The 15,336-nt window shown below is 37.1% G+C and carries 15 protein-coding genes; all 15 read right to left on the reverse strand.

All coding sequences use genetic code 11. From position 1 onward, the window contains the following. Positions 1–107: 107 nt before the first annotated feature. Entirely contained in the window at positions 108–791 is a 684-nt protein-coding gene (locus NYE32_RS08800) for a hypothetical protein (RefSeq protein ID WP_339156998.1), read from the reverse strand. Positions 792–868: 77 nt separating this feature from the next. Further along, positions 869–1,063 carry a hypothetical protein gene (locus tag NYE32_RS08805; RefSeq protein WP_049546106.1) on the reverse strand — a complete coding sequence of 65 codons (195 nt, stop codon included), beginning with the start codon at positions 1,061–1,063 and terminating at the stop codon, positions 869–871. A 60-nt stretch (positions 1,064–1,123) separates the two neighbouring features. Beyond that, positions 1,124–2,641 carry a relaxase/mobilization nuclease domain-containing protein gene (locus NYE32_RS08810; protein WP_339156999.1) on the reverse strand — a complete coding sequence of 506 codons (1,518 nt, stop codon included), beginning with the start codon at positions 2,639–2,641 and terminating at the stop codon, positions 1,124–1,126. An 88-nt stretch (positions 2,642–2,729) separates the two neighbouring features. Further along, entirely contained in the window at positions 2,730–3,104 is a 375-nt protein-coding gene (mobC, locus tag NYE32_RS08815; RefSeq protein ID WP_175062656.1) for a plasmid mobilization relaxosome protein MobC, read from the reverse strand. A gap of 456 nt (positions 3,105–3,560) precedes the next feature. Beyond that, complete coding sequence (locus NYE32_RS08820) at positions 3,561–3,863, reverse strand: hypothetical protein (RefSeq protein ID WP_339157000.1); 303 nt, start codon at positions 3,861–3,863, stop codon at positions 3,561–3,563. A gap of 78 nt (positions 3,864–3,941) precedes the next feature. Beyond that, positions 3,942–7,175 (reverse strand): PBECR4 domain-containing protein, encoded by a 3,234-nt coding sequence (locus NYE32_RS08825; RefSeq protein WP_339157001.1) that lies wholly within the window; start codon positions 7,173–7,175, stop codon positions 3,942–3,944. A 15-nt stretch (positions 7,176–7,190) separates the two neighbouring features. Then, positions 7,191–8,936, reverse strand: a complete 1,746-nt coding sequence (locus tag NYE32_RS08830) for a DNA topoisomerase (RefSeq protein WP_339157002.1) — start codon at positions 8,934–8,936, stop codon at positions 7,191–7,193. Positions 8,937–8,948: 12 nt separating this feature from the next. Next, entirely contained in the window at positions 8,949–10,124 is a 1,176-nt protein-coding gene (locus NYE32_RS08835; RefSeq protein ID WP_037599287.1) for a JAB domain-containing protein, read from the reverse strand. A gap of 74 nt (positions 10,125–10,198) precedes the next feature. Beyond that, positions 10,199–10,354, reverse strand: coding sequence for a hypothetical protein (locus NYE32_RS08840; protein WP_161800604.1), 156 nt, complete (start codon positions 10,352–10,354; stop codon positions 10,199–10,201). Between the two features lie 33 nt (positions 10,355–10,387). Beyond that, complete coding sequence (locus NYE32_RS08845; protein WP_339157003.1) at positions 10,388–12,382, reverse strand: type IV secretory system conjugative DNA transfer family protein; 1,995 nt, start codon at positions 12,380–12,382, stop codon at positions 10,388–10,390. A gap of 9 nt (positions 12,383–12,391) precedes the next feature. Next, the gene (locus NYE32_RS08850) at positions 12,392–12,916 is read right to left on the reverse strand and encodes a DUF3801 domain-containing protein (RefSeq protein ID WP_339157004.1); all 525 of its coding nucleotides are present in this window, start codon (positions 12,914–12,916) and stop codon (positions 12,392–12,394) included. Between the two features lie 12 nt (positions 12,917–12,928). Beyond that, on the reverse strand, positions 12,929–13,837 hold the full coding sequence (locus NYE32_RS08855; RefSeq protein ID WP_049529246.1) for a hypothetical protein: 909 nt from the start codon (positions 13,835–13,837) through the stop codon (positions 12,929–12,931). Between the two features lie 2 nt (positions 13,838–13,839). Continuing rightward, positions 13,840–14,109: a hypothetical protein gene (locus NYE32_RS08860; RefSeq protein ID WP_201041049.1), complete on the reverse strand. Its 270-nt coding sequence runs from the start codon at positions 14,107–14,109 to the stop codon at positions 13,840–13,842. Positions 14,110–14,124: 15 nt separating this feature from the next. Next, positions 14,125–14,643 carry a hypothetical protein gene (locus tag NYE32_RS08865; RefSeq protein WP_339157005.1) on the reverse strand — a complete coding sequence of 173 codons (519 nt, stop codon included), beginning with the start codon at positions 14,641–14,643 and terminating at the stop codon, positions 14,125–14,127. Positions 14,644–14,647: 4 nt separating this feature from the next. Then, positions 14,648–15,331 (reverse strand): hypothetical protein, encoded by a 684-nt coding sequence (locus NYE32_RS08870; protein ID WP_316582198.1) that lies wholly within the window; start codon positions 15,329–15,331, stop codon positions 14,648–14,650. Between the last annotated feature and the right edge of the window lie 5 nt (positions 15,332–15,336).

The following is a 15,336-nucleotide window of genomic DNA, read 5'->3' on the forward strand; positions in this document are numbered from 1 at the left end:
GTCCTCCTTGTTTTGCCTAACCCTATTGTCCGTCTATCAAAGCCTATCATAACAATAAAATAAAAAAGGGACAATAGGCTACAGCCTATTGTCCTTAAGTTTGTTCTTTATTTTTTTAAGACTTCATATTTAGCTACCTGAAGAACTCTTAAAAGATAGGTTTCTTTATATGATTTACCCCAAATAGGGTTATTAATGGTTGAGACAATACCATGACTTACTATCTTAAACAATAGAATCAGAAAGGAAATTCCAAAAATCAAATTTAAATCAGACTCACTAAATTTAGACTCAAAACCACCCTTCAAAATAAAACCAAGCGCAGTAGTGGCTACCAACATTGGTAATGAAGTAACTGCTTTGATTGTGTTGTCATATATTTTCAAGGCAGTTGATTTTTTGTTTGTTAAATCAGATATTAAAAGATCAATGAACTTCGATGCATTATTATCTCCATAAACTTCTTTTATCTTTTTTGCGGCATTAGTGCAAACAATATCAAATTTAGTAGGTATCTCCTTAAACTTTTTGTTAAATATTTTATAGGCTAAAACAGTAAGTGCTATGAAAAATAGAGTAGCTCCGATTATTATCCATTTCCAGGTGTTTCCCCAAATATTTTCTATTACTCCTGGTACACAAAGAAAAATCAGAATAGATAGAACGATAAGGCTGGCAAAAAAACCAATTCGGCTCCATATTAATTCTTTCTGACACGTTTTTTCCCATTCAACATAACCTTCTTCAATTTCTTTCATTTGTTCATATAATTCTGTAACTAATTTATCCATAACTTCCTCCTAATATAATATGTACTATAGTATACATTATTACTATAGTGTACGTAAAGAGGACTTGTAGTCATAAATTAATTCAAATTTGTATTTCTTAATTCTTCAAGAATGTTTTCTATATATTCTTCTTTAACAGTTTCCCAGGGTTCTACTTTTTCACCTGGTAATACATAGTCATGTATTTGGTTATTCCTACGTACAACACTAACTGTTTTCCCTTTTATAAAGCCTTTTTCAATGGCTTCTCTCAATTCATCAACTGTAATCATCTTCAAACTCCTTTTCTTTTTATTTATATATTCGTAAAAAGTTTTGTTTTTTTGAAGAAATTATAGTTGTTTCTTTAATTCCTTGTCTTCTTTCTTGTGTTGACGTTCTTGATCTATGCTCTGATATTTAGTCAAGCTAGTAACAACGTCGTCACGTTTTTGTTTAAGAGCAGCTCTTTCTAACTGTACTTCTTCCAGGACTTTCTTCATTTGGTAAGGGTCTGTATTCTTATCAATATGATTTTTCTCCAGGATCTCTTCAGCAACCTCTACATTAGCTAACTGACCTTGATAAGTTGATAAGGCTCCAATAATTTTATTGGCTTCTGAGAGACGGTCATCCAAACGTTCCAATTCAAAGTCGGTTTCTTCTAATTGTTCCAGGAGTTTATTTTCCAGGTCTTCGTATTGTTGAGAATTGGTAACATTGTTATCTGATAAAAAGTTCAATTCATCAACTAGGCGGTCCAACTTAGAAATGTATTTATTTTTCTTAAGCAAGAGATCCCCACTCTTTTGTGAAAGTTGCTTCATAACCGTTCCACCTGTGATATAGCGATTTTGATTTGAGTGGTCAGGATTGAGAAAGTAAAAGAAATCTTTTTGTTTAACGTAAGCTGTGAATGTTCCGTCTTCGTTCTGATCTAGCATCCGTGCAGGTATTTTGATTTGACCTTTTTGGTCAATACCAAAATCAACTGTCACAAAGATACCCTGTGAGGTCACTTCATCAACTTGCCACTCTTCAAGATCTAACTTATATTCAAAGTCTTCCTCTTTTTGTTCTTGCTCTTCCTGGTACATTGCAGCAACATCTTCTTTGGAATAAACAACTTCATTCTTTGCTAAAGCCTTCTTAATCTCCTCTAAAGAATATTTCCCCTTTTTGGAAAGTGTGCGATCACGGGTAAACTTTTGTTGCCCCTTGTCATCTAAACGATACTTAACATACTTACCTGAAAAATCAACAGTTACATTTAGACTCTTGGCTTTCTCCTTGAAATCTTCCAGGGAAAGAGAGTGCCGTAATAAAAAGTCAAGACGTTCTTTTATTTCAACCTTATAGACGTTTTGTCTTCTCCAGGCAGAATATTTTGTATAGCTATTATTTAGTTTTGGTTCAATAACTTTAGCACCTGCAATCTCTGCATGCTTATTTGAAATCTCATACAACATTTTAGCTGTGTTCTTTTTCCATTGAAATTTCTTCATAGTAACACTATTTGTTGTATTTAAAATAATATGGTTATGCAAGTGTCCTTTATCCATGTGCGTTGCAATAACAAACTGATACTGTCCACCCGTCAATTCCATAACAGTTTTACGTCCTATCTCATGTACTTCTTCTGGGGTTAAATTATCATCAGGCGAAAAGGATTGAATAATGTGGTGTGCTAAAACTTTTTTAGGATCATGTAAATCAGATTGATAGGCGTTCAATCCAGAACGGCCATTAAATATATCTGCACTTTCTTTCATCAAAACAAAGTCGTCAAATATATTTTCTGCATCAGACTCATCAGTAAGATTATGACCACTGACTAGACGTTTACACAAAGTTCCATCAACAAGTTCCATAGGAAATGACTCTTGTTCAGAAGTGCTAGTCTCTGCTTTTAACGTCTTTGCATCTTGTGTGATATAGTTGATAGACCTCTTTAGGTTCTCAGTCTTCTTGATTTGTAGTACTTTCGTAATTGGCATTTTCTTTCAATAAATTCCCTTCTTTAAATTCAGTCATGATAACCTTATTCATTTCTTTTATTTCTTGACGTAACATCTCGAAGGCTTCGGGTTCAACTGTTCCTGTTTCATGAATGTATCTAACAATTTGGTTAACGTTACGTCCAATAGCATTAACTTCTTTACGTAATTCCATTAGCTCGGAATAGTCGTAGGTACTCACTTTTCCGTTAAGGGCTAAGTCTAATAGAAATTCTTGCATAGTTTTTCCCGACTCAGCAACTCTACGTTTAAGTTTTGTTTCGTCCGTTGGTGAAACTCTAAGTGTCTTTATCTTTGCTCTTACTCTATTTGCCATCTTCTTTTTCCTTTCGTATAGGGACAGTATTTCAATTTTGACAGACATGGTTAAGTGGACTTTATGATAATTCAGGGCCTTCAATGTAGTGTGGCTTAATCATATATGAAGCTATTTGGGAACCATTACTTTACTTTAATAAGGCCCCCTCAATAATTCCAGGACACCCCTGACAGGAGGGTTAATCTCCCATCTGGCAAGATTAGTATGTGGATAGCCACATACTGAAATAAAAAAGAAATCGCTCGAACCAGGCCCCAATTTTAGGCCCTGTTTTTGCGATACTTTTTTAATCTTGGGGAAGACCCCAAACCCCTGATTTTGTCGCTTGCGCTCTCTTTAACGAGTGACACTTTTTCAAACTGCACACTCTTTTTAAGTGTGCAGTTTTACAACTTGCACACTTTGACAATATGGACATCTTTTTAAGATGACCATTTAAAATATATTTCCCATTTAAGAACCAGGTTCAAACTCAAGGATATCTTGCTTGATTTTGGTATATTCATCATCAGTCATATTTTCAAGAGCTGTTATAGTTTGTGTAAGATTTTCGGCGAAATCTTCACCTCCATCTTCAAAGCCATTTTGTTTAAAATCGTCTAGGTCAGCTTCTAAGATTTTAATAAGTGCTGCTTTCGGTCTACGGACGTTCATAACATTAAGTGTCTTATTACCTTGGATAAAATCTTCCATATCAAGAAGATAATCCATGAGTGTCATTTCAACAGTTGTTCCTTGTTCTTTAGTAATCGTCATCTTTCTCTTCCTCTCTTCTTTCAATTTGTGTCAGTGTTTTTGTTCTGTCCCTTCTTGTTAAGGAATTCTTGCGGGACATTACATTTGAATTCCTTGTGATTTTTTTGGGGCTTCATCTTCTTCAGTAGTTTTTCCGCTAGTGCGCTTTTTTGCTTGTGCTAGGCTATCATAAAAGGTATTTTCTTTCATTGATACCTTATCACGGCTAACAACCTTATCTTCTGATAATTTTTGATATTTAGTCATAGCGTGGTCAATACGCTCAATCAAACTAGCACTTTCTTTTTGAACAATCTCAAGTTGAGCAGTCAAACTTTCCAAACCACCTTCAGCAACAGCCCATGAAGCTAGATAACCAAAACTTCGCTCTATACCCATATCAATACCTAGGTGTCTTGAAACGACATAGGCGACAGACTCCGCTTGTAATTCACCAGTCGAATATTTAAGGTCAGGATAATTTTCAGCAATCGTTTTGTCATTGTGTAATTCTGAGTGAGCCATTTCATGAATGAGTGTTCCTATAACTTGTGCAGGTTGTCGTTTTGCCTGGTTAGAAATAACAATCTCATTTCTTTTTGTATCGTAAAAGCCACCTACACCTGGTTCTGTTTGGTCAAAACGAATTGGAACACCATTGCTTTGTGAGATTTCTTTCAGACTACGATACATATTGTTATAGTCTTCTTTGCTGAGTGGTGTTGTAGCATCCCCACTCATACTTGGAATATCTAATGTTTTTCCTTCTTGCGGTGTTACTTGAGACACATCAAATACAGGGACGCTTCTGAAGATTATTCGCTTAAGTTCTTCACCTGTCTTAGGATCTATTTTAGGGTTCCCGTATATATCCTTGATTGTAACTTTAACAGGGGCCTGAATATAAATAGCCTTTTGTCCTTTAACAGAACCACCACGCTTTTTCCATTGATTGAAAGAGGCAACCAATGTTGCTTGAGGAAGTTGTGCTTTTATTAGTTGGATATTTCTAGGAGAATAATTGTTAAAGTCGGCCATACCGTTGAGGAATTCTTTGTAATTGTCCGAATTAAAATAGGACTTAATTCCTTCTTTCAAATGCTCGTTAAGAGCCTTGATATCATTATTCTTAATCATGTTGGTTACAGTCATATCACGTTGCTGCTTAGTGTAGCTATTATCAGAAGCGTTAAGTGGGTCAGTGCCTTCTGCGACCTCTTGACCATCAGGTACTCCATCACCATCTGAGTCAGGAGAATAAGGGTTAGTACCTCTTGCAATTTCTACTTCATCACTTAAACCGTCACCATCTGAGTCGAGTGTGGCTAATGATTGTTTTCGCTTGATCCCTTGTGACTCAGACTGTACTAGACTAAAATCATTGTTTTTCATAATTTCTAACATTTCTTTACCACCATCTGAAATATAACGCTCGTTAACAGAAAGGGTATCAATTTTTCCACCCTTCTTGCGATAGATACCTAAAATAGCTCTTTCTTCAGCAGTTTCGTCCATTAGTATATTTAACGTTTTACCAGGCTTCATCAAAGAAGCAGGAAACGTTTTGCCGTCATCTGTCCTTAAAGCAAGTACCAGCTCATTCCCTTTTGTACGAATAGCCTTCGATGCATCCAGTCTTTGGAACTTCTTAATGTCACTTACATCATTGAAATAGAATGAACTTGAGTCAGCTATAGCTTTAAGCTCTGGCATAATTTGAAGTTTTGAGAACGCAGCATTTCTATTAGCAAGATAGATATTATCATAGTGACCTTGCCCCTGAATGATATTATCTAGGGCTATGCTCGAAGTAATGCCTTGCTTAACAAGATAAATACCTGTTAAGTGCATGAATTGTTTTTTCTCAAAAGTAATTTCAATAGAATTGATTTCATCTTCATCTTTGACAAAATAGGTTACCTTACTATCCGCAAGTGTTTCATCATACCACTTGGCTGCTTCCTGAAGATGCTGTACATAGTTATTTAACCTATTTAATTCACTAGCAGTAATAGGGTGATAACCCACCTTATAAATTGACTTTGGCGCTTCAGATATGGTAAAATGAAGTAAAGGTTGAGACTGAGTTTGAGTCGGTGACGACTCATTCAAAGGTTGCGGTTCATCCGCTTCAGGTAGAGGTGCTGCCTCCTGGTTTCCAGGTAAATCCCCGAATTCGTTCTCAGCCTTTTTTGTATGCTCCTGGGCCTTCTCAGGAGCTTTTTTATCTAGTTTGATAAGTCCTTTTTCAGCTTTTAGATAGTCGTTCCAGTCGTTTTTCTTTTGACCGTCTGCAAGTGGGGGAATATCGACTTTAACAGGAATATTCATATCTTGAAATTTTTCTTTTATAAATTTTCGGCCTGCTTCGTCATTATCTACGGCTAGAGTAATTAAACCATCTTCTAGGCGTTGAGAAACGTTATCGAGCATATGCAGACGATCAATAAGCTGTCCTAGCTCCCTTCTGTTGTCCTTTAGGACTTGTGACGGGCGATTGGGTCCAGTTGGGTCAGAAGAGGCCATATCAGCCACATAACGGCTCACAGTGGCCTTTTTAAGCCCATCCATAGCAACAAGTCTGACATCTTTCAGACTTTCCTTGTGGACCTCGTAATAGCTCATAAGGTCAATAGGTGCTTCTGCAAAGACCAAGCGTTTAGGTTGGCCAATATCAAGTGTTAAACCCATCATTCCGTCAGAGTGAGTCATGATTTTTTTCAAGCGCCCTCGTTCGTGAATATCGGGATGATTTTCAATTCCCTGAAGTGTTGCTCCTTTAAGCGAACCATCTACATCAAGAGACTTAAAGACTATTACAGGCTCAATCAAATCTCCTGTCTTATGATTAGCTTGGGCCAAGACTCCCGCTTTTAAAAAGAGGTCTATCGTTTCATCTGATAGCCCTCTTTCATTTTTTAGATAATCACGTCCCAGGTCAAAGTTTTTTGACTCAAAACGCTTAAGATAATAGTTAAATGGTTCTCTTTCTGGTAGGGGCTCGACTTCAATGGTTTCAAACTCTCCTGTAATTAGGTAGTTGACAGCTTCTTTGAAATTTGGACGTTTTCCAGTGTTTAATTCTTGAATAACTTGTACCAGGTGAATAGTGTCACCACCAGTTTCTTGAGACCACCATCTAAATGTATTTCGGTCTGGGTAGAGTTTCAAAGAGTCGTGTTCCTCCCAATGATAGACGTTTCCACGTTCTGGGATAAGTTTCATTCCAAGACCTTCAGCAACAGCCAGAATATCTTTAGCCTTTGCTGAGTGGAGTTGTTTGTTTGATAGTAGGTTTGATAGTGCTTGTCCTCGTTCTGCTGCATTTGACATAGGTTAATTTCCTTTCTATCCGATTTCTTTCCCTCGTTCAATTTGTTTTGTTATGGCCAGTCTAACTTTGGCCACAAAGTCCTCTTTTTTCATTTTCCCTTCACCTATCTTGGCAAGCGCTACCTCCCATTTACCAGTTGTTTCAGGATTGGTATAAGCTATATTGAGCTTATCCAAATAATGAATTAGTAATATTCCTCGTTCAGTTGGGAATAGTTGGCCACTCTTTTTGTCCTTTGTGATATACCCTTTATCCTGGACAGACTTAATCATGGCATCCCGTGTGGCAGGTGTTCCCAAGCTGTACTTAGGTAGCCATTTTTTCAAAAGGCTGTTTTCAGTGATACGTTGAGGAGGTTTTGTTGCATCTTCCTTCAATTGACGTTCTACGGCAATTTCTTGTCCCTCCTGGTATGGAGGTAAAACCTGTTCCTTACTTTGACTAGGAAGATAGACCTGCCAACCTTTAGATAAAGTCACAGAGCCAGTTGTTTTAAACTCCTGTCCGTTATTATCCAGGGTAATACTTGTTGACGTGTACTCATAATCTGGTGCAAACATCAACAACGTTCTGAAGGTCACCATCTGATAAATCAGACGTTCTTCTTTTTCTAGCTCTTCCATATTTGGGATGATCTCGGTAGGAATAATAGCATAGTGTTCCACCACTTTTTTATCATTGACAAAAGACTTTCTAGGGCTTCTGTTTGGCGTTTCTATGGTCTTACCAATAGCTGCTTGATAGTCGTCAATATGCTCTACTAGGTAATCAAATTCATTAGTTGTGATAAGATTTGAGTTTGTCCGTGGATAGGACATATAACCTTTTTGATAGAGACTTTGGATGATGCTTTTTGTCCTATCAGCATCAAATTTATAGAGTTTAGACATTTCAGCTTGAATATCTGTAAGGTTATAGAGTTTAGGAGCTGTCTTTGATTTTTTTTCAGAAGATACCTGGGTAATCGTTGCCCTATCTGACAATAATTCTAGGGCTTCTACAGCTTCTGCTTCAGTTTCAAACTTGGCTTCATGAGAGAAAGCGACCTGGTTTGTCTGTTCAAATAATCGGAGTTGCCAAAATGGTTTTGAAACAAAATTCTCTATTTCCTCGTTATTTTTAACAATTAGCGAAACAATAGGGGTCTGTACTCGTCCGACCGTCATTCCTTTGGACTTTTCAGGAATAAGTTCATGATCTCGCATCATAAGAGTTGTAAATGGACTCAAATTAAAACCTACTAGCCAGTCGGCTTCCCCTCGTGCTTCTGCTTCATGGTAATAGTTGACTGTTTCTTCAGGTCTTCTTAAGTTTCTAAATGCCATGTCTAGCCCTTTTTGAGTTAGTGAGTTGGCCCATAAACGATAACTAACCTTTTTCAAACTACCTGGTATCTTGTTGAGAATATAATAGGCAATGGCTTCTCCTTCACGGTCTGGGTCCGTTCCAATCATAATACTGTCAACGTTCTTAATAGCATTCTTGATGGCGTTAAAATTCTTCTTGGTATTTTTTTTGATTTCAAAATCAAAATGATCGGGGAACATTGGAAGTCGTTCTACGCTTTCCCAATTTTCAAAATTAGTCCAGGGGTTAGACCGTTCAACCAAGTGTCCAACCGCAGGACGGACAAGGACCTGGGCAGATAGTTGCTCGGAATAAACATCCCAACCAGTATCAGTCTTCTTGGGTTTTCCCAAAGCATTGGCATATTTTTTTGCCTGATCGGGCTTTTCTGCTAGAAGTAGTATTGTTTTCATTTCACTCCTCCCTTATATGCTCCGCCCTTGTTTCTTTTTAGGGCTATCTTGTAATTTAGCACTTTGCTTCTCAAGAGTATCTGCAAGTTTGACCAAATACTTATCTACCTCTCTTTCTTTAGCTTTTGCAAGAAATCGCATTCTAGGTTCATTACCAATAGTATTTTCTTCAGCTAATGATATTACTCCCCGACTTGATGCAATATAGTGATCGTAAAGTCGCTTTTCAAATAATTCACCTAAACGACCTAGAGCTTCTGTAGTTTCTAGGTCAGCTTTAGATGCACCTAATCCGCCAGAAGGGTGGTTATGACTAACGATAAATCCTTTATTTTGGTCTTTATTGACTTGGTCCATAATAAAAGCAAGGTCAACGGCTGTATTATTATAGGTACCCATAAACATATCCTTAACACCGTTAATGTTCAATTGGTCGTCATAGGTAATAACTGTGAAAATCTCCTGCTTATTCATAGTGGCCTTCATACACAATAATGACTCAACTTTTTGTTCATCATAATAGACGTTTAAACCTTCGAGTTCTTTTGCTACATAGTAACCAACAAAGTCACTGAGTTCGGATGCTTCTGTTAACTCTTCAGGTAAGTCATAAATACTATCATTTCCTATAATAAATTCTTTATAATCAGTCGTATGTTCATATCCTTTAAAGTCCAATGGTTCAGATGAATCAGCTTCCTGAGAATAGAGTCTTAGCGGAAGTACCCCTTCTTCACCCAAGATTGATATTCTATCAATACAAACTCTAGTAGTATCTTCATAAACTGCTTCAAGTAAATTTATTTTATTTTTTATATCTTGGCTTAAACCTTCTTTAGAAAAGATATTAGGGTGATCTACAATAGCGTAAGACCTAATACCTGCTTTAAATGCTGTATTTAGGACTTCTTTATCTGACATATCCGCAGAAATTTTAGCGTAATATGTAGGGTGGAGTTGAGTCGAGAAACCAATAATATAGGCTTCGTTTTCTCCTGGAACCACTTGCTCCTGATTTACAAAACGAAGCAACGCATCAGAATTAAAAACTTTTGCTGTATCATATTCAAGTTCTTGTTTCGCATAAGTCAAGAAATTCTGAAGGTCATCAACTCGTGGATCGTCGTTCGTAACCAGGTCATAAAGTTCTTGGGCAGTCGTCACGCCAAAGTAATCATATAAGCTCATTTGTTATTCCTTCCATTTTTTATGTAATAGAAAAAGCCAAGTCTTAATTGACCTGGCTTTTATCTTTAGTTAGACTAATAAAATTTATTTAAAAGTTCTTCCAACTCCTGGACAAGTGGATTAGTTGGATTGTTTTGCATATAGTCAATAAGTTCATCAAAGGTACTTACCCCTAAATCTTCCATCAGGCCCTTAAAACCTCGTGGTTTTTGTTTGATATCTTCAGTCATATAATCACCTCCGTTTCTTGTATTATATCACTATCAATCTTCATCCCATGCAAAAGGCAAAACATCTTCAGTTTCTTCTAGGTCGTCTTCTACGACTTTTTCATGATGAATTGGTAAGACAGTTTCTTGAAATGCACTCTCAGAGGCAATCTCAGCATTATCTTCAGAGGTCATTTCAGCTTGGTTAGTCCCTGTTTCTTCGTTGCTTGCTTGAGCTTCATTTTTAGCAATTTCAGCTTCAAGTTCAGCAGTCAAATCAACGACTGTTTCATATTCGATATTGGCCAAAAATTCTTCAATATCAGACCCATAGCGGACATAATCATACCAGTTTTTATCAGAAGGACTATCCGCAAGCCAGTCTTTCATAGGATGGAGATTGACACTTGTCTTTTTATCTCGACAAACATTCTGCTTGGCAATAAAAACTAGGGCTTCATCAATTCCGATACGAGCAACTTCGTCAGGTGTCATCAGATCACGGCCTTGACGTTGGTGGGACGTACTGCTTGAACCGCCACGTCCACGACTTTCAGAATAGTTCTGAATATCAATTGTTTGTTTACCTGCACGCATTGAAAAATACTTCATGGTATCATCATCATTGGTACCTAGATAAAGTAAAGTTGCACAGTTGTTTAAGATTGTTTTCCAGTCGTCCTTATACAGGGCCTTTAATTGGTTGATAGCTTGTAAGATAATCTTAATAGACATTTCACGATTTCGAACAGAGGCTAGAACCTCATTAAAGTTGGGAATTCGGCCAATGTTGGCAAATTCATCAATATAGAATTGGACATGAAGAAGATCCTTATAGCTATAACCTTCACGTCTTCCTTGAAGAATAGCATCAGCACCGTGGGTTAACTCCTCAAACATGATTGCAAAGAATGTTGAGGCTAAGAAATTGAAAGCCTTATTTGTTTCTGGGATAGCAATGAAAACGGCCGTCTTTTGAGTATTCCATGTGTTAATATCCATTGAGTCCGTCTTAATCATATCAGTCACGGCTTGGTGATCAAATACACTGTATTGTGCAGACATCACAGCAAGCACTGAGTTTCTTGTTTCTGCTTGAAAGTTTGCATTAAATAGGTCCCATTGACGACAAGCATAGTTTCCAGGAAGTGCTTCTTCCAACTCTTCAAACATTAGTTCTACAGGAGCAGGAACATCTTCCTCTTTGCGCTGCAAATTACGCAAGAGATCACCTATCATAGATAAGTTAGGTTCATATCCACGAACCTGACTGTCAAAATAGAGATAACCAATCAATGCCCTGGTTAAAAGCAAGTTGGCTTGTACCCAGAAATTTTCACCTTGAGAGTCTGATTTTTTAGTTCCTTCAATGATAGCTTCAGTTACTCGGTCTATATCTAGTTCTGAGTGCATATACTTGAAAGGGTTAAACGTATTTGAATTTGATAAATTTACCAAGTCAAACACTTTAACCTGATAACCATGTTCTTCCAACATTGTACCCACTTCATGCACTAGCAACCCTTTAGGGTCAGTAACGACATAAGAACCGTTCATCTGCATCAGGTTAGGCTTAACATAAGTAAAGGTTTTACCGTCACCAGGGAGACCACAAACAAGCACATTCTTGTTTAGTTGCCACTCAAAGGGAAGACGTTTGTTATAAAGACCCATTTTCACATTTTGAGTGAAAAGCATATTATTTTCAGGCTCTTTGTCCTGAAACCCCTGAAGTTCTCTTGGAGTCGCAAAGCGGGCCGACCCTGCTTCTTCTCCTGACCTTAGATTTTTTGTGGTACTCATTTTACTATAAAGAGCAAGAGCAATAAAGAAACCTATAGTCATTGCAGCAAACCCTAAAGGCTTGGAACTAAAGAGAAAATAAGGAGGGTTGAAATAGTTTGTTACTGTATACTCATAAGGCATGAATAAGTGCTCTGCCGTTGCAGGTGGAGACATTGAGAAAAGTGTGTAGCCACGGTTTAAAGCTAGGGCAAAGATAAGCCCTAATACTGCAAATGGCCAGAATTTAGGTTTTTTCTTTTGCATAAGCCCCTCCTAAACTGACTTCGTAGGCTTCTTAATTTTAGTTCCTACTGATTGTTTTGGCGCTGCTGCCTTATGCTTAGCAATTTGTTCTTGAGGTTTTAGGTCTTTAGGAGTCTTCTGAAGAGATTTAATTTGTTTTTTGTCGTTAATAATATCTTCTTTTACTCTTTCAAGAGCTGCTTGAAATTGTTTTTGATCTTTTGATTTAAACCAGTAGTTATAGTTGCCATTTGCTAGTTCTTCTGCGTGAAATTGAATACCATATTCTTTCAAATAGGCTTTTAACTTGTCTAGGTTCATTTCATTATTTGAGAATTGCTTGTAATCTAATGTATCGCCTCTCTTCTTTAGGGCATCTATAGATTTTTTCTCCCCAGGCATTGTCTCAATTTTAGTAGAAACCATCTTGCGTATATCAGCAGCTCTATCTGCTAATGATTTTGCTAGAACGCAACTGATATTGTATAGGAGTCTGGCACTCATCCCCCCTTGATTTTTGAATTCTCTAATAACAGCTTCTTGATCTACAACCATTTTTCTTCTCCTTTATCCTGGATAATCTGACTCTTTCGGCAACTTAGTTACCTCATAGCCATACATAGCCTTTTTGGCTTTTTTTACAGTAAATTTGAAACGTGATGATTTAGTCTTATCATCTTTGTTATAACTAACAACGTAAGTCATTTCATAAGTCTGCTTATCTTTGGTTTGTGCCTTTTCAAGCAGGACCGCTGTTGTAGTCACCTTGTCAAAAGGTTTGTTAGAAACCTTTGAGCTAATGAAATTATTAAGGTCACTATTTGTAAGATATGCTCCAATAAAGTAGCGACTAAAAACATCTACTTCATGTTCATCTGACATATCATTGACAGTTGAGGTTTGTTTTGGTGTAGACTGTGTTGTTTTAATTGCTCCCGTTTTAAGACCTACTGCAATAGTGTGTGAAACACCTGCTCCATAGAGGGCTAAGAAGAGAACAACCAACCAAGCCACAATTTTACCAAAACTTACAATGTTAAGTTTGCTTCCTGCATAAGATGATGAAGGAACAACATTATTGCTAGTAGGAAGATTTGTTTTTGTGTCTGAAATAGGTGACACTTGTTCCACTTCATCAATATTCACTGGGTTATTCTCTTCTGGTTCTGATACTGATTGAGGAGGAACCTTTAGGGCTTGTTTAGGTTTCCGACGACTAAACAAGCCTCCTCCTTCAGCGGCTAAACCAAAGTCTTTCAGAGATTGTTCAAGATTGCCTTCCGTTGGCGGAATTTCTACAGTCTTTTCTTCTAGGACTTCATTTGTTTTAGCGTTTAAATGAGTTAATTTATAGCGCCCCATAGTGTTTGTGGCCAGGTGTCTTGTTTCAATTTGCTCCATTTCATAGAGAAATTGAGCTCTATTTGCAAATTCGCTAATTTTGTTTGTCTGTAGGTTTGTAACTTGAAATGTCATTATCAATCACCCTCCTTGTAATTCTTAAGAGCAGCATCTAATTCTTCAGGACTTATATCATAACGCTTGATTACTTCAAGACGTGCTTCAACTTGGAGTTCTTCAACTTGCTTATTATAACCATCCAGGCGCTTCTGAATGGCAGCAAGTTGTTTCTCCGTCTTTGCTTTTAACTCTAAAGCTCTATCTAAACGTTCCTGAATAGTTTTCTTTTTACGTTTAGGTTTTGTTTCAGTTTGTTCTACTTGTAAATTTTCTTGATAGTCGTTCATTGTTTATATTTCCTTTCATTGTTTACGTTCAAGCATGATATTACAGTTAGCAAAAACAGGAGCATCAGCTAGTTTTTCTGGGTAAATATACTCATTGTAAAATAAAAACTCATTGGCATCATTGTTTAATAAAACTGCACCACCTTCATCTACATCTACTAGCAAGCATTCAAGTTGATCACAAGTCTGTTTTAGCCTGTTAGCTGTTCGTGGTTTTAACAAGCCACTGTTAGAAATGAATACAATCATCCTGATCACTGTGTTGTTTTCAATAAATTCCAAGTTTGGTTCATTGTAGTCCAGATTATTGTCCTCCCACGCCTCTATAATGTAATCATAAAGACGTTCTAGCACTTTCTGCCCCTTAACAACCATACAATGACTTATACCCTCACCTAGATAACTCTCAAATTGGATATAAGCGGTACCATAAGGAATTAAAGCCTGTACTCCTTCCCTATTCTCATCCCTATACAGACTCGGTAACGTTCTGGATAGTTCATCAAGTCTTTGTTTAAAATCTTTAAATTCCATCTGATTATTCCTCACTGTTTAAAGAGTCTGTAGAGGTTGGTGAAGTAGCATTGCTGCTTCCGCTAGTGCCAGTAGAAGTAGAGGCACTACTTCCAGAGCTTGAGGCACTCTCTAGTGCGCCATAGCTATTAGTAGTGTCTGTAACATTTGCTGAGTCTGTGACAATAAGGTAGCTCATGTTATTTACCTTAAACTTTTTACCATCTTTAGTAAATGTTAGGCGCAATGTATTTTTACTAGCAACATTCTTCTGAGCATCTTTATAGTCACCCTTATTTTTTAGGAGTGTATTTGTGTAGTTGATTGTAGCAATGGCTGTATTGTTCTTTTCATCAATAAAGATATCGGCTGATTTGAAAGCCTGGTCAACCACATAACCCTTATAAGTTTGATTAACAGGTTCGTTCTCCATATTGACAACAGACGTATATAGACCATCAGTCATAAAAGGTTTATAACGAGAACGGTTCTCCTCTAGGTCCTTCTTCGTATAATAAGCAATCAAGAATTTCCTGATATAGTCCTGAGTCAATTCAGTTCCTTCAGCAACTTTTTTTGTTTTAGGGGCTGACACTTTCTGTGTTGACTTACCAATATGTCCAACACCGAACCCAATAACAAAGATCAGAATTACTATAATAGCAACTCCTACTCCTTTTAAAATTTTAACTTTAAATGTATCAATCATAATAA

It is taken from the genome of Streptococcus sp. FSL R7-0248 (genome assembly GCF_037967965.1).
GTDB lineage: Bacteria > Bacillota > Bacilli > Lactobacillales > Streptococcaceae > Streptococcus.

What these genes read in the sequence shown, in the direction of transcription:
- NYE32_RS08800 (WP_339156998.1), bottom strand. Translation starts at nt 791, where the DNA reads ATGGATAAATTAGTTACAGAATTATATGAACAAATGAAAGAAATTGAA.
- NYE32_RS08805 (WP_049546106.1), bottom strand. Translation starts at nt 1,063, where the DNA reads ATGATTACAGTTGATGAATTGAGAGAAGCCATTGAAAAAGGCTTTATA.
- NYE32_RS08810 (WP_339156999.1), bottom strand. Translation starts at nt 2,641, where the DNA reads ATGGAACTTGTTGATGGAACTTTGTGTAAACGTCTAGTCAGTGGTCAT.
- mobC (WP_175062656.1), bottom strand. Translation starts at nt 3,104, where the DNA reads ATGGCAAATAGAGTAAGAGCAAAGATAAAGACACTTAGAGTTTCACCA.
- NYE32_RS08820 (WP_339157000.1), bottom strand. Translation starts at nt 3,863, where the DNA reads ATGACGATTACTAAAGAACAAGGAACAACTGTTGAAATGACACTCATG.
- NYE32_RS08825 (WP_339157001.1), bottom strand. Translation starts at nt 7,175, where the DNA reads ATGTCAAATGCAGCAGAACGAGGACAAGCACTATCAAACCTACTATCA.
- NYE32_RS08830 (WP_339157002.1), bottom strand. Translation starts at nt 8,936, where the DNA reads ATGAAAACAATACTACTTCTAGCAGAAAAGCCCGATCAGGCAAAAAAA.
- NYE32_RS08835 (WP_037599287.1), bottom strand. Translation starts at nt 10,124, where the DNA reads ATGAGCTTATATGATTACTTTGGCGTGACGACTGCCCAAGAACTTTAT.
- NYE32_RS08840 (WP_161800604.1), bottom strand. Translation starts at nt 10,354, where the DNA reads ATGACTGAAGATATCAAACAAAAACCACGAGGTTTTAAGGGCCTGATG.
- NYE32_RS08845 (WP_339157003.1), bottom strand. Translation starts at nt 12,382, where the DNA reads ATGCAAAAGAAAAAACCTAAATTCTGGCCATTTGCAGTATTAGGGCTT.
- NYE32_RS08850 (WP_339157004.1), bottom strand. Translation starts at nt 12,916, where the DNA reads ATGGTTGTAGATCAAGAAGCTGTTATTAGAGAATTCAAAAATCAAGGG.
- NYE32_RS08855 (WP_049529246.1), bottom strand. Translation starts at nt 13,837, where the DNA reads ATGACATTTCAAGTTACAAACCTACAGACAAACAAAATTAGCGAATTT.
- NYE32_RS08860 (WP_201041049.1), bottom strand. Translation starts at nt 14,109, where the DNA reads ATGAACGACTATCAAGAAAATTTACAAGTAGAACAAACTGAAACAAAA.
- NYE32_RS08865 (WP_339157005.1), bottom strand. Translation starts at nt 14,643, where the DNA reads ATGGAATTTAAAGATTTTAAACAAAGACTTGATGAACTATCCAGAACG.
- NYE32_RS08870 (WP_316582198.1), bottom strand. Translation starts at nt 15,331, where the DNA reads ATGATTGATACATTTAAAGTTAAAATTTTAAAAGGAGTAGGAGTTGCT.